Origin of the sequence: Rhizobium sp. C104 (assembly GCF_022354505.1) — a bacterium.
Taxonomy (GTDB): Bacteria; Pseudomonadota; Alphaproteobacteria; order Rhizobiales; family Rhizobiaceae; genus Rhizobium; species Rhizobium redzepovicii.
In genome coordinates, this window is sequence record NZ_CP092352.1 from 438,640 (window position 1) to 452,207 (window position 13,568).

Sequence of the window (13,568 nt, forward strand, 5' to 3'; positions counted from 1 at the left end):
GGCCGAGTACCTGAGAGGCTGGGATCACCGGGTATGGCCGTTTTGCGATAGAAGATTGCCGTCCTCTGCAGCATATGTATCTGCGCCTTGCACGCAGTGAACTTTTCCAGTGTGTCGGCGGTATTGTTACTGGCTTCACTGAAAAAATTTCGGGAACGTCGCTCGATGAAGCAGATGTATGATCCGGCTCGTGAAAACCCAATTTGGTGTGCCCCGAAAAAGGAGTGGGCGATGAAAGTGATCCTTGGCTTAACGGTCATCGCCATATTGTCCTCTTTTTGTACTGGATGTTCTCATCACGACAACGTTCGCCCCAAACCTGCTGCCGCCGACAAAAATCAAGTTAAGAATAGGCCGCCGGCGAAAATATCGTGCCAGAAAAAACCCAATGTCGAGGGGATGCTGCGCACGCTCTGTTATTAATGACAGCGAAGCGGCGCAGCTCATGCCGGTCGAAGTCGTACGCAGTGTTTCCAAAAAGAACTGGAGCCCTTCACTCAAGCGAACAACCGTAATCCTCGTCTAGGCATTCATAAGCACGATGGCGCGGGCTATCTTTCAGCCGATGAGAATTAACACTGCGATTTTGCCGCCGGCGGGCAGCAGAAAAATTTTAACATCGCGCGCCATCCGAATTGCGCCAGCTCCGTATCGGACGATAACCCAGGAGCAAAATCATGCATCGTATGCCGCTGAACGCCAACGCCTTGCCAGATGAAGACGGTTTCTTCGGAATATTTGGCGGCCGCTTCGTAGCCGAGACGCTCATGCCGCTTCTGATCTCAGTCACTGAGAATTGGCAAGCCGCAAAGACCGACAAATCGTTCTGGGATCAGCTTGACGAGTTGTCCCGAACATATATCGGCAGGCCTAGTCCGCTCTACTTTGCTGAACGAGTGACCGCGCGCCTGAATGGCGCGCGCATCTACCTGAAGCGCGACGAGCTCAATCATACCGGTTCCCATAAAATAAACAATTGCCTCGGCCAGACGCTTATCGCCCAACGGATGGGCAAGAGGAGAATCATAGCCGAAACAGGCGCAGGCCAGCACGGCGTCGCGACTGCAACGATGGCCGCCCGGTTCGGTCTCGACTGTGTCCTTACATGGGAGCGAAAGACATTGAGCGACAGGCCCCTAACGTTTTCCGAATGAAGCTCTTGGGTGCTGAAGTGCGATCCGTCACGTCGGGAAACGGCACGCTCAAAGATGCCATGAACGAGGCACTGCGTGATTGGGTATCGAACGTAGATGACACCTATTACCTGATCGGGACCGCCGCTGGCCCTCACCCGTACCCGGAAATGGTTAGAACGTTGCAGTCGGTAATCGGAAGAGAGGCGCGCGAGCAAATATTGGAGTGTGAAGGCCGCCTTCCCGATCTCCTGGTCGCAGCGGTTGGTGGCGGCTCGAACGCGATTGGGTTGTTCCATCCGTTCCTAGCCGATACTGGCGTCGCCATGGTCGGCGTTGAACCTGCCGGGAAAGGGCTTGAAACATCGCAACACTGCGCATCGTTGACGAAAGGCAAGCCCGGCGTTCTGCACGGAAACCGTACTTATCTTCTGCAAGATGCAGATGGGCAGATCAACGAGGGACAATCGATCTCCGCGGGCCTTGATTACCCCGGCGTCGGCCCGGAGCATTCGTGGCTAAAGGACACGGGACGCGTAAGCTACGCGTCCGTAACCGACTTCGAAGCCCTTGAAGCGTTCCAGTTTCTATCAGTTGTGGAAGGCATCATTCCGGCGCTAGAGCCGTCTCATGCAATTGCCGAAGTCGTAAAGACAGCCCCGCTCATGCCCTCCGACAAGATCATCATCGTCAATCTCTGTGGTCGCGGTGACAAGGACATCTTCACGGTGTCCAGCCTTTTGAATGTCAAATAGCCCTTAAGTTGGAAGACGGAGGCATCCATGTTCTCGAATTTGGATATCCAAAAGGGGAGATGTCACGTTATCGAGCTGTGATCGAACTATCCCTGCTGTACCTGACAATCAGGCAGCCGCGCTGGTCACGGCTTTCCAATATGCGATTGCGCGGACGCGGTGAATGTGAGGGGCCAGAGCGGATCGTTTATGATGCGGGGTGACGAAGAGATTTCGGAGAGCCGAGAAGATCGATACGAAGCGCTGCACGCCGCCGGCCGATCGAAATCCCTGCATCATTCGTTCTCGTTTTCGCAGCGGTAAGTGAGAGTTCTCCGCGCGGTTGTTGAGACCCTTGTGAGATCGATGTTCGACATCTGGCATGACTTCCCACTTTGCCGCGCCGTACGAGCGCAGTTTGTCGGCGACGATGCGCTTCGGCATGAGACCTTGCACCCTTAGGAGCCTGGTCAGCAATCGCTTGGCGGCCTTGGTATCGCGGCGGATCTGGACCATCTCATCGACAACATAGTCGTCCTGATCGACGACGCGCCTTCAGCATATGGCGCTAGGCGGAGTTTCTTCTGCCCCCAGCGCTCGACCCGGGTATCGCATCAGACATAGCTGGATGACAAAGCCGAGCCGATTGTGATTACGTCTCCGCAGTTCGATCTCCAGGCGATCCGGCAATGACAACGAATAGTGTCGGATTAGGCTGTCCTCGTCGACTGGAGAGCAGTCCGAAATCGTACGCTAAGGCCGAACGGAACATGAACGATATCGTAGCTCGGATCTGCAGCATTGATCTCTGTGGATTGCCATCGACATGCGCCAGTCTTGATTTCTCCGTCCGACCCACTCGATAACGCTTCGCGCAGATTGGTCGTGGATGGAGTCGGGCGATGGCAAAGCGGAAACTCCTCAAAGATCAAGATGGGCGGAAGCTTGTCGACATACCCGTTCTGCCCCCACGGTTAAGTCCAGACCCAAGGGCTACGGGGCACTCTGACGCAAACTCTCATCTCCGCAATGGATAGATCAGATCCGGGCGCCACCCGTCGCATCAATCATCTGGCCCGTCGTCCAACGGGCATCGTTCGATGCGAGGAAGGCGATGACGTCGGCGACGTCCTCCGCCTTTCCGACACGTGAGAAGACCGAGAGGGCTTCGGCGCCGGCGCGCGCATCCGGCGATGCCAGCCACTCGGCATTCATATCCGTCTCCGTTACACCCGGCAGCACGGCATTGACCGTAATCCCGCGAGCTGCAAATTCAGGTGCCAGCGCCAGTGTCAATGTCTCCAGCGCCCCCTTTGAGGCCGCATAGGCGGGATGGGTTGGCGCCGCGATCCGCGTAAACCCAGTGGAGACATTGATCACACGGCCATTGTCACGAATGTGGTCGGCCACTGCCTGGATCAGGAAGAACGGCGCCTTGTAGTTGATCGTCATCACCTCGTCGAAAACAGCTTCGCTCGTCTGCTTCAGCGGCAGTGCAGGCGCGATGCCGGCGTTGTTCACCAAAATATCCAGAGCGGGCGAGCCCATCTCGGTACGCGCGGCTTCGCTGAACTGCGCCCAGAGGCTGTCGGCCGCCTCTTTGCCCTGTCTGAGGTCGGACTTCACACCTATGGCCTTGACACCAAGCGCCTCAATGTCGCGTACGGTGGCATTGGCCGCATCCGCGTTGGCAGTGTAGTGCACCCCAATCAGTGCGGCACCCTCCTTCGCAAACGCGAGAGCAACCGCCCGGCCGATACCGCGCGAACTTCCGGTAATGAGGGCTATCTTGTTTGCTAGTTTTTGGGACATGGATCACTCCGTTGCTAAATTAAATAGTGACCTCTATAATAATGGTCGAAAGGAACCTGTCAACAATTTAATAGGGATCGCTATTTTAATGACGAATTTAGTCCGCAAACGAGGCAGACCGCGCGCGATCGATCGCGACGTTGGGCTCGACATCGCGGCACGCTTGTTCTGGGAACGCGGCTACGAAGGAACGTCGACCGCCGACCTCACGAAGGCCATGGGGATCAATCCCCGACTCTCTATTCGATGTTCGGCTCGAAGGAGGAATTGTACCGTCAGGCGCTCGACTTCAGCATTGCTCGTGAAAACAGCCGCCGGTCGGAAATCCTTCAATCCCATCTTCCGGCTTACGATGCCCTGAGCCTCTACCTCTACGATATCGCTGACGGCGACACCCAGCCGGACAAGCCGAGAGGGTGCATGGTCTCGACGGCCGTCCTGCAGCATGCAGAAGAAAACGCATCCGTCGCGCGGATGACAGCGGCGTTGCGCGAGACGTCGATGCAGACCCTCAAAGCCCGCTTCGACCGTGCCGTCGAGGAAGGCGAATTGCCGGCGCATACCGATACCGATACGCTCGCGCGCTTCTATGGAGCGATTGTCCAGGGCATGTCCGCACAGGCCTGCGATGGCGCCTGCAATGCGCGGCTAAAGCGGCTGATCGATCTCGCACTCACGGCCTGGCCTGGGAACCGTGGCACCTAACGGGGGTCGGCCCGAAGACGCGTGTACGGCTCGTGCTGACCGCGAGCGTCCCAGAACTTTATCAGTGGTTCGCCCACGGGCGCCTTGAAGGGATCCGAACCGGCGGCCTGTTGTTACGAAAGCCTTGTGTGCGCAAGAGCGCCGACAAGAGATATTGCGGTACAAATTTCGGCTGAACAGCAATCGACGAATGTCGGGAACTCTCGATCCCGATGCGTGGCCCGTTCCTCTTGATCCATTTCCCAACGCCGAGAAATCTGCCTCCAGGGAGTCAGCCGCGGCTGGCGGCGATCAGGGCGTGCGCCGCATCACGAAGCAAACCGGTGGCCTCGCCGGGCTCGAACACCTGCATGCTGACAAAGGCGCCGTTGATCAGCACCGCGAGTTGCCCGGCAAGCCGGTCGGGTGCCGCGACCGCCAGTCTCCCGGCGATGGTCCTCAGGCGCCGCCGCATCTCCCGCATGTGGGCTTCGGCGACTTTGCGCGCGGGGTGACCGGTCTCCGGAAACTCGGCCGCCGTGTTGATCTGCGGGCAGCCCCGGTAATTGTCCCGGCCAACTCGTTCGCCGATCCACTCGAAATGGGCGTCGAGTTCAGCTCCGGCGTCATCCGCGTGCTGTTCGTTTACCTGGTCCCAGGTGTTCCAGAAGTCCAGGTCCTCGCGTTTCAGGAAGGCCGCGATCAAATCGTCCTTCGTGCCGAAATGGCGGTAAAGGCTGGTTTTGGCGACACCGGATTTTTCAACCACCAGATCGACGCCGACGGCACGCACGCCGCGGCGGTAGAAGAGTTCCGATGCCATCTCGAGAATTCTGTCCCGCACGTCGTTCACGGCTGGGGCGGGTGCGTTCACTGTGCTTTTCGTCATTCGCGTATCTCCAATTCAGTCACCCTAGCAGAAAGTTGATTGACGCGCTACAGACCTGTATGTTTTATTGAGTACAGACAGGTCTGTAGCGATGGAGAGAGCAATGACCACGACCCAACAAGCCGACATCACCAGAACATTATCCGAGGCCGTGGCGGTCCTTGGCGCGAATGGCCATACCGGCCGTTTTGTCGTCGCCGAACTGTTGCGGCGCGGGCTCAAGCCGATCGCGATCGGACGGAGCGCCGAACGATTGGCGGAGGCGGGCTTTGCGGAACGCGGCGTCGAATGCCGCGAAGCAGCGATAGAGGATGACGCGGCGCTCGACCGGGCGCTTGCGGGAGCGGCGGCGGTCATCAACTGCGCCGGCCCGTTCATGGACACGGCCGACGCAGCCGTGCGTGCCGCGTTGCGGGCCGGCATCCATTATCTCGACGTCACGGCCGAACAGCCGAGCGTACAGGCGACGTTCGACCGGCATGAGGCTGCGGCCCGGAAAGCCGGCGTAGTCGTCATCCCGGCGATGGGATTTTACGGCGGACTGGCCGACCTGCTGGTGGCAGCCCTGATGGACGAATGGCAGCACGCCGACACCGTTGAAATCCGGGTTGCGCTCGACAGCTGGCTGCCCACGAAAGGCACGCGCGTGACAGGCGAGAAGAACAGGGCGCAGCGCCTGGCGGTCAGCGGTGGCCAGCTTGGCCCCTTGCACCAGCCGCCGGCAGAGAAGGTGGCCGTCTTGCCGGCCCCGTTCGGCCGCCAGACATTCGTCGAGCTTCCATTTTCGGAGGTGCCGCTGATCGCTCGCCACATCAGGACCAACGAGCTGCATACCTTTCTCAGCACGACAGCCCTGCGCGATGTTCGCGACCCCTCGACGCCCTCGCCCCAGGCCATCGACGAAACCGGGCGTTCGGCGCAGCGCTTCGCCGTCGAGGTGATCGTCACGCAAGGCGAGCTGTGCCGCCGGAGTTCCGCCCAGGGACAGGACATCTATGCCGTCACGGCGCCGATCATTTGCGAAGCGGTCCAGCGTATCCTGTCCGGGGAGATCCGCGAGACCGGCGCGAAGCCGCCGGCTGCCATTTTCCATGCCGCGAGTTTCCTGAGCGCGCTCGGCTCCGATCTGTCGGTTGAGACATTAGAAACCTCAGATGTTCAGAAGGTCCATCCATAAATGGCATGACCAAAGCAGTCCCTCGCAAAAACTGGGCATTTTGCGAGGGGACTCTACGACACTCGCAATCGGCGTGCCGACCAAAACGCCCCATCTTAATTCAGGCGATTGCCGCCTGTTCCAAACAAATGCACCTTCGACAGGTCAGGGGCGATCGAGATTTGTTGTCCCGGCTGAAAGTCGACCCGTTCGCGCAGAAGCAGCGTGATATCGGCATTTCCGAGCCTGGCGTTGATGAGAGTTTCCGATCCGGTCGGCTCGACGACGACAATGGTGGCCCGCACCCCGTCCTCGCGGATCGACAGATGCTCGGGGCGGATGCCATAGGTGACGGCGTCCGCCGGTTGCCGGCCGGGCGGCAGAGGCAGGCTGGTTCTGTCCAAAACGAAGCTGCCGCCGCTGACCTTGCCTCCGAACAGATTCATGGCGGGCGAGCCGATGAAAGAGGCGACGAAGGTGTTTGCCGGCCGGTCGAAGAGTTCGAGCGGCTTGCCGATCTGCTCCACACGGCCGCTGCGCATCACGACGATTTTGTCGGCCATGGTCATGGCTTCGACCTGATCATGGGTGACATAGACGGTGGTGGTCTTCAGCCGCTGGTGAAGCTCCTTGATTTCCGCCCGCATCGTCACACGCAGCTTGGCGTCGAGGTTCGAGAGCGGCTCGTCGAAGAGAAAGACCTGCGGGTGACGGACGATCGCCCGGCCCATGGCGACGCGCTGGCGCTGGCCGCCCGACAGCTGTTTGGGCAATCTGTCGAGGAGAGGCCCAAGCGCCAGAATGTCGGCCGCCTCCTTCACCTGCTTTTCGATCGTCGATTTGTTCCGCCCCTGAAGCTTCAGAGCGAAGCCCATATTCTCCGCGACGGTCATGTGCGGATAGAGCGCGTAACTCTGGAACACCATGGCGATATCCCGCTCTTTCGGCGCCACGTCGTTCACGATCCGGCCGCCGATGCGGATTTCGCCGTCGCTGATCTCCTCCAGCCCTGCGAGCATTCTGAGCAGGGTAGACTTGCCGCAGCCCGAGGGGCCGACGAGCGTGACGAATTCGCCGTCCTCAATATCGACGGAGACGCCGTGGATCACCGGAACGGCACCATAATGCTTGCGGGCTTCGTCTATTGTAACCGATGCCATGTCGTTTCATCCTCCAGCGATTAAAGACTGAGCTGCCAGATTTCGGCGGCGAACACATTGCCCTCGGGCGCGGTCAGACGCACCGAGCTTACGCCCTTGAAGCCGGGTAACCGCTTGGTTCCCGTCCAGCGGCCATCGTCGGCAAAGACCTCGAGCGAGCCCGCATCGAGGAAGATCCGGATGGTCGACGGGCGTGCGCCGGCGGCGATATAGCGCGGTGATGCCTTGGCATTCGTCACTGAAAAGGGAATGCTCAGCCCATCGTCGTTCAACTGAACCGCAACGGTTGCTTCGGAATGATCGAATTCCAAACGGAAGGCGTTGCCGGCTTCCTTCAAGGTGAGCAGGATTTCGACGGAGCCGTTGGCGAGAGCGACGGTTTGGCCTTCCAGAAGGCCTCCGACATCCAGTCGGTGCCGCCGCAGGCTTTCCACAGCGGCGACCGGCGGCGTAATCAGCGCCCCGCTCTGCAATGCCAGCCGGCGCGGCAGGGTCATCGCCGTCGGCATGTCGATTTCTCTTGATATATCCGTCCAGTTCGCAAGCCATGCGATGCCGATCGGGCCGGCATGGTCGACGAAGGCCTGGAACGCGTAGGCATCGGTGCCGAAATCCAATTCCTGTTCAAATTGCATGGAGAACTTTTGGCCGTCGAAACGGCCGACGCTCGCAAGCGTGATGTTGCGCCGGCCCGTTGCCGGGTCGCGGCTGGTCAGCAGACCGAAGATCATGGCCCAGCGCGTCATCGGGTCGTTGGCGGGACCGTCGAGGGGCACCATGCAGGGGCACTCCGCCGCCGTCATCCCGAAGCGGTTCTCGCGGTGAAGGATGCCGAGGAAGGTCCATCCCGTCGCCGCAGCCGGATCATCCGTTTCGTAGAGCAGGATGACGCCGCCCTCGCGGTCCCGTGTGCCCACCAACATCTTCCATTTGCCGTCGGGCCCCGAAAAGACGTAAGGATCGCGGAAGTCGGTTGTCAGGCCGAGCCCGGCGGGACGTGCTGGCAGGATCAGGTTCGCCGGCTCGACATTGACAAGATCGCGGCTGGTGGCGGTGAACTGAACCTGTTCCTCCGGTTGCCGATCCTTCATGTGCTCGGTGAAGAAAATGCGAAGGCCGGCTTCATCGCCGGGAAGAGCGATCGCGGAGCCGGAAAATGCCCCGCCCCGCCCGTCGGCCTGCTGAGCGAGTTCATCGGAAGGGAAAAGAAAGATCGGGAGATGCTTCCAGTGAAGATAGTCCTCCGAAACCGCATGACCCCAATGCATGTTGTTCCATCGAGGGCTATGCGGATAATGCTGGTAGAACAGGTGCAGCTTGCCGCCGAACCTTCCGAATCCGTTGGGATCGTTCATCCAACCAGACAGCGGACGGAAGTGATAGCTGCCCGGGACCTCAGGTGTGGCGGCGCATTGTCGGACATGCAGCAGCCGGATGCCTTCTTCCAGGACGCGGGGTGGGAGATAAGCATAGAGGACCGATATTTCGGTTGTAACCGGATTGTAGGAGAAAGCCGCCTCTCCGCCTCTTTCCAGCGTCAGCCGCCGAAACTCGAATTCATGCGGATTTGATGTTTCGACAGCACCGGCCGGGTCCCCGTCGACATATGCCGTCAGCCTACCCGTGGCGCCGGCATGCGGCGCCCTGATCCAGGCGTGGATCGTGGCCCCCTCGGGCAGGACGGCGCTGATCGTCTCCGGCCCCACTTGATCGGACGGAGAAATCGCTTGGCTTGTCATCAATTCAACCTTTCACGGCGGAGCCAATAAAGGAGCTCACGAACCAGCGCTGGAACGCGAGGTAGAGCCCAAGGATCGGGATCATCATCAAAACGGAGGCAGCCATCGCACGATCCCAGTAGATGCTGTCCTGTCCGAAGAAGGTCGCGATGGCCACCGCGATCGGCCGGGCATAGTCGGTCTGCGTCACCAGGATCGGCCAGAGATACTGGTTCCAGGTCTCGATCCCCATGAGGATCGACACGGTGGCGAGTGCCGGCAGGCTGAGCGGCAGGAAGATGGAGCGATACGCCCGGAAAAGGACGCGCCGTCGATCTCGGCGGCCTCCAGCAATTCCTTCGGCAGTTGCGCGAAGAACTGGTAGAACAGGAAGATATAAAGGGGGCTGGCGACCCAGGGAACGATCTGTACCGCGAAGGTGTCGGTCATTCCCGCCCGGGAAACCATGATCACGAGCGGCATGATGATGCTTTCCTGCGGGATCACATAGAGCGCGATCACGATCGACAGGATGACGGCGCGGCCCTTGAACGATCCCCAGGCCAGGACAAAGGCGGCCATCGAATTCACGATCAGGCCGGAACAGACCGTCGTGACCAGGATGATCAGCGAGTTGATGAGGTAGCGTCCGAAGGCGAGTTCACCCGAGAGGTGGCCGACCTCGGCATAGTTGGAAAGCGTCGGGTTCGAAACCCAGAAGGCGCGGAAGCTGCCCATATCGGCCAGAATCTGGAACCGGTCATCCTTGAGGCTTGCCACGACCAGGAGCAGCAATGGAGACACGATCACCAATGCGATGATGAAAATGCATGTCGTCTGGATGATGCGAAGAACCGTTGCGGGGGAACGGGGCCGCGCCGTGCGGGCCTGCGGGATCGAGAGTGCGATATCAGACATCGAAGCGCCTCAGGAGCTGGCGCTGGATCAGCGCGATGATGAGAACGATCACGAACAAGATGACCGAAACGGCAGAGGCGTAGCCCATCTTCTGCTCCTCGAAGCCGGAACGGACCATGTAGTGCACCACCGTTTCGGTGCTGCTCTTTGGACCGCCCTGCGTGAGGATGGCCACCTGGGTATACAGCTTGAACGCCTGGATGGTCGTGATCACCAGCACGAAGACATGGGTCGGCCGCAGGCCGGGCATGGTCACATGCCAGAAGCGCCGGAAAGCGTTCGCACCGTCGATCTTGGCGGCATCGTAGAGTTCGTCCGGAATTCCCTGAAGGCCGGCGAGATAGACGATCATCTGGAAGCCGTAGGCCTGCCAGGCTGAGAGCAGGACGAGCGAGAACATCGCCCATTGCGGATCGCCGAGCCAATCGATCGGCTGGATCGCTCCGCCGGAGAGAAAGCCCAGGATCTGGTTGAACGGTCCCGTGGGATACTGGAACAGCGTGCCCCAGATGACGCAGACCACGACCATCGAGGTGATCGCCGGCAGGAAGAACATGCCGCGCAGCAGATTGCGGAACGGCAGCTTCTGATGCAGGAGCAGCGCCGTCGCGAAGGCGAGGCCGCACTGCGCCGGAATGATCCAGAAGGTGAAGCGCGAGACGTTCCAAAGGGCGGTCCAGAAAAGATCGTCCTGGAAGATACGGATGAAATTGTTGAACCAGACGAAGCGGACGGGCGTCGGCCGCGGAACCAGAGGCTGGTTGGTCATTGCCGTCCAGAAGGACAGGAGGAACGGTAGGATGAGAAAGAAGGTCAACAGAATCACCGCCGGCGCGAGCATGGCCGCTTCCTGCATCAGCCGTCCCCTGTCATGCCGGCGCGCCGGAGCCTTTCGGACGGATGTCGACGATATCGATTGTTGCATGACCATGTAGCTCCTCCTCTCCAACCCTTAATCCCGGTCCACCCTGCGATGCCTGCCGGAGACAACGCAGGGCTTCGACCTGTCGGCGGCGATGCTCTTATTGCCCGTCGCCGAACGGCGGATACCCGTCATTGTCCTCGATATCCTCGTCGATCTTCTTGGCGGCTGACGTCAGCGCCCCCTTGGGATCGCCGCCGTTGAACGCCTCATCGACGGCCTGCATGAAGGCCGAGGTGATTGTCGGATAGGCAGGATGCGGCGGGCGCGAGACGGCCGTCTTGGACGCCTGTTCGAAGGCGATCGCCATCGGGCCACCATTTGCATAGAGCGGAGATTCGGCCGCAAAACTCTTCAGGCCGGGATAACCCGACTGGCTTGCGACGTAGGCCCTATACTCCTTGTCCTTCAGCAGGAAGCTGATGAACTTGGCGGCGATATCGGGATGTTTCGACGTCTTGGTGATCGCCCAGATCCAGGTGCCATTGGGGCTCGCACCCTTGGCGCCGAACTTCGGAAGCGGCAGGACGACGATGTTGTCCTTCATGGTCGCGGCGGCCTCGGCATAAACCCAGTGTCCGCCGAGCGCCAGCGCTGCCGGATTGCCTTCGGCGAAGAACTGGTTGGTTCCGGCCGATTGCGGCACGACCCAGCCGTTCTTGACCCACTTCTGCATCATGGCGAGAGCATCGACACAGGCATCGCTGTCCAGCGTTCCCTCGGATTTCCAGGCCTTGCGGTCGATGAGATCGCAGCCGGCCGATTGCAGGATCGGACCATAGGCATAGGTGATCCATTCGGTCTTGATGCCGTAGCCGCGGAAAGTGTCGATCGGCCACTTCACCCCGTCGAGCTTCGACAGTTTCTCGAGATAGGTTTCGAACTCCTCCCGGGTCCAGGCATCGTCGACGGATTTCGGGATGCGGGCGCCGATTGCTTCCAGATATTTTTTGTTGCCGTAAAGAACCACCGACGAGTCGGTGAGGCCGATTGCATAGAGGTCCTTGTCGATCGGGTATGTGCCCTGGGCGACGTTGGACTCCGTCATGTCGTCGAGGAGGTCCTTGTCGATCAGCGGCTTGATCGGCTGAAGATAACCCGACCAGACGTAGTTGGCGAGGAACGGCGCATCGAGTTCCATGACGTCGGGCAGTTGCTTGGCCATGACGGCGGCGCTGAACTTCTCGTTATAGGCATCGTGCGGCGCATAGATGAACTGTATGTCGACATCGGGATTGGCGGCCTCGAACCGTTCGGCGACTTTGCCGTAGGCGGCGACAAAACCGGGATCGCCCTGATGCATGACCTGGATTGCGGTTTTCTCGGCTGCCTGCGCCCATGATGCTGATAGCACCGAGGACAGGACCAGAGACCAAAGTAATCGTTTACCCATTTGAATTCCTCCTCAATTGAATGGGACTTTCTCAATTTATACGGATGCCCGCTCCACCAGCTGGAACGGCAGTTTCTGCACTCCGACCGGAGCCCGGTCTTCGGCAAGCAGGATTTGTGCGGCCTGGCGGCCCATGGCGCGATGGGGCAGCGCCATGGTGGTCAGCGGCGGGTCGAGACGCGAGGCGATCTCGACCTGGTTGTCGAAACTCGCAACGGCGACGTCATCGGGAATGCTTGCGCCTGTCCGGCGCAGCGCCGCATAGGCCTCCATCGCCACGCGGTCATTGCCGCATAGGATGGCATCGGGACGCCGTGGGCCGTTCATCAGCGCATGGACATGCGTGCCCACGAGGCTGTGCGCCCGGTCATTGTAGATCGCCTTGCTGACGGCAGGCAGGACGATGGCGCCGGCTCCGTCGATGCCGGCATGATCGAGCGCCTGCCGGAAACCGAGTTCGCGGAGGTCGCCAGCAAGCAGCCCCGGCAGATTGATGAAGGCAATGTTGCGCCGGCCGGCGTCGATCAGGTAGTTGGTAATCTCCAGCGCCGCCCCTGCTTCATCGGGCACCAGCGAGGTCACGCGGTCGTTGGCATCGCGGCAGTTGATCATGACGCCGACCGCATCGGCAAATTCGGGCGGCAGGTCGACGCTCTTGTGATACATGGCGGCATAGGCAATCGCCCGCGGGCGAAACCGCCGCATCTCGTCGAGGATCGACGCCACGCTGCGATGGCCGCCGAGTGTCATGGCGAAAACGGCCATGTCAGCGGCGCGTACAGCGCCGTCGAGCCCCCTGATAATCTCCGTCGCGAAAGGCGACGTGATCAAGTCGTCCGCGACCAGGCCGATGAGCGGCATCCACCCCTGCCGCATGCTGCGTGCGGCGAAGTTCGTGACATAGCCGAGTTCCTCGGCGATCTCCTTGATCCGCTGCCGGGTATCCTCCGACATGCGCGCCGAGCCGCCATGCAAGGCGCCTGACACGGTCTTGACGGAAACGCCTGCACGGGCAGCTATGTCGTTGAGTGAAGTGGTCACGGGCGATG

At 60.2% G+C, this 13,568-nt stretch carries 9 protein-coding genes and 5 pseudogenes; 4 read left to right on the top strand and 10 right to left on the bottom strand.

From position 1 onward, the window contains the following. The first annotated feature begins 165 nt into the window (after positions 1-165). Together MF410_RS30165 and trpB are read left to right on the top strand one after the other, a co-directional pair. Entirely contained in the window at positions 166-423 is a 258-nt protein-coding gene (locus MF410_RS30165; protein ID WP_239620745.1) for a hypothetical protein, read from the top strand. A gap of 254 nt (positions 424-677) precedes the next feature. Then, positions 678-1,888: pseudogene (gene trpB, locus MF410_RS30170) on the top strand (tryptophan synthase subunit beta). Positions 1,889-1,996: 108 nt separating this feature from the next. Here the strand turns inward: trpB and MF410_RS30175 are convergent. The 3 genes and pseudogenes from MF410_RS30175 to MF410_RS30185 all read right to left on the bottom strand — a co-directional run. Then, positions 1,997-2,419: pseudogene (locus MF410_RS30175) on the bottom strand (DDE-type integrase/transposase/recombinase); the annotation flags it as partial. Positions 2,420-2,458: 39 nt separating this feature from the next. Further along, a pseudogene (locus MF410_RS30180) lies at positions 2,459-2,614 on the bottom strand (DUF4158 domain-containing protein); the annotation flags it as partial. Between the two features lie 291 nt (positions 2,615-2,905). Continuing rightward, complete coding sequence (locus tag MF410_RS30185) at positions 2,906-3,679, bottom strand: SDR family oxidoreductase (RefSeq protein WP_097624224.1); 774 nt, start codon at positions 3,677-3,679, stop codon at positions 2,906-2,908. A gap of 88 nt (positions 3,680-3,767) precedes the next feature. Between MF410_RS30185 and MF410_RS30190 the strand changes: the two are divergent. Continuing rightward, positions 3,768-4,384 (top strand): annotated as a pseudogene (locus MF410_RS30190) (TetR/AcrR family transcriptional regulator). 271 nt (positions 4,385-4,655) lie between these two features. Here the strand turns inward: MF410_RS30190 and MF410_RS30195 are convergent. Then, positions 4,656-5,252 (bottom strand): TetR/AcrR family transcriptional regulator, encoded by a 597-nt coding sequence (locus MF410_RS30195; protein ID WP_097624226.1) that lies wholly within the window; start codon positions 5,250-5,252, stop codon positions 4,656-4,658. Between the two features lie 103 nt (positions 5,253-5,355). On the opposite strand from MF410_RS30195, the gene MF410_RS30200 reads away from it, so the two are divergent. Further along, complete coding sequence (locus MF410_RS30200; protein WP_239620748.1) at positions 5,356-6,429, top strand: saccharopine dehydrogenase NADP-binding domain-containing protein; 1,074 nt, start codon at positions 5,356-5,358, stop codon at positions 6,427-6,429. A gap of 95 nt (positions 6,430-6,524) precedes the next feature. Here MF410_RS30200 and ugpC read toward each other — a convergent pair whose 3' ends face one another. From ugpC to MF410_RS30230, 6 genes and pseudogenes are all read right to left on the bottom strand, one after another. Continuing rightward, positions 6,525-7,568 carry a sn-glycerol-3-phosphate ABC transporter ATP-binding protein UgpC gene (gene ugpC, locus MF410_RS30205; RefSeq protein WP_239620751.1) on the bottom strand — a complete coding sequence of 348 codons (1,044 nt, stop codon included), beginning with the start codon at positions 7,566-7,568 and terminating at the stop codon, positions 6,525-6,527. Positions 7,569-7,588: 20 nt separating this feature from the next. Next, positions 7,589-9,307, bottom strand: coding sequence for a GH32 C-terminal domain-containing protein (locus MF410_RS30210; protein WP_239620753.1), 1,719 nt, complete (start codon positions 9,305-9,307; stop codon positions 7,589-7,591). A 4-nt stretch (positions 9,308-9,311) separates the two neighbouring features. Next, positions 9,312-10,204, bottom strand: a pseudogene (locus MF410_RS30215) (carbohydrate ABC transporter permease). Further along, the gene (locus tag MF410_RS30220) at positions 10,197-11,135 is read right to left on the bottom strand and encodes a sugar ABC transporter permease (protein ID WP_097624229.1); all 939 of its coding nucleotides are present in this window, start codon (positions 11,133-11,135) and stop codon (positions 10,197-10,199) included. Before MF410_RS30220 ends, MF410_RS30215 begins: the two are co-directional and overlap by 8 nt. 91 nt (positions 11,136-11,226) lie before the next feature. Continuing rightward, positions 11,227-12,519: a sugar ABC transporter substrate-binding protein gene (locus MF410_RS30225; RefSeq protein ID WP_097624230.1), complete on the bottom strand. Its 1,293-nt coding sequence runs from the start codon at positions 12,517-12,519 to the stop codon at positions 11,227-11,229. A gap of 36 nt (positions 12,520-12,555) precedes the next feature. Next, positions 12,556-13,560: a LacI family DNA-binding transcriptional regulator gene (locus MF410_RS30230; RefSeq protein WP_183781636.1), complete on the bottom strand. Its 1,005-nt coding sequence runs from the start codon at positions 13,558-13,560 to the stop codon at positions 12,556-12,558. Between the last annotated feature and the right edge of the window lie 8 nt (positions 13,561-13,568).

Coding starts and splice junctions, on each gene's coding strand:
- ugpC (WP_239620751.1), bottom strand. CDS start 7,568: ATGGCATCGGTTACAATAGACGAAGCCCGCAAGCATTATGGTGCCGTT.
- MF410_RS30225 (WP_097624230.1), bottom strand. CDS start 12,519: ATGGGTAAACGATTACTTTGGTCTCTGGTCCTGTCCTCGGTGCTATCA.
- MF410_RS30195 (WP_097624226.1), bottom strand. CDS start 5,252: ATGACGAAAAGCACAGTGAACGCACCCGCCCCAGCCGTGAACGACGTG.
- MF410_RS30200 (WP_239620748.1), top strand. CDS start 5,356: ATGACCACGACCCAACAAGCCGACATCACCAGAACATTATCCGAGGCC.
- MF410_RS30210 (WP_239620753.1), bottom strand. CDS start 9,307: ATGACAAGCCAAGCGATTTCTCCGTCCGATCAAGTGGGGCCGGAGACG.
- MF410_RS30165 (WP_239620745.1), top strand. CDS start 166: ATGAAGCAGATGTATGATCCGGCTCGTGAAAACCCAATTTGGTGTGCC.
- MF410_RS30185 (WP_097624224.1), bottom strand. CDS start 3,679: ATGTCCCAAAAACTAGCAAACAAGATAGCCCTCATTACCGGAAGTTCG.
- MF410_RS30220 (WP_097624229.1), bottom strand. CDS start 11,135: ATGGTCATGCAACAATCGATATCGTCGACATCCGTCCGAAAGGCTCCG.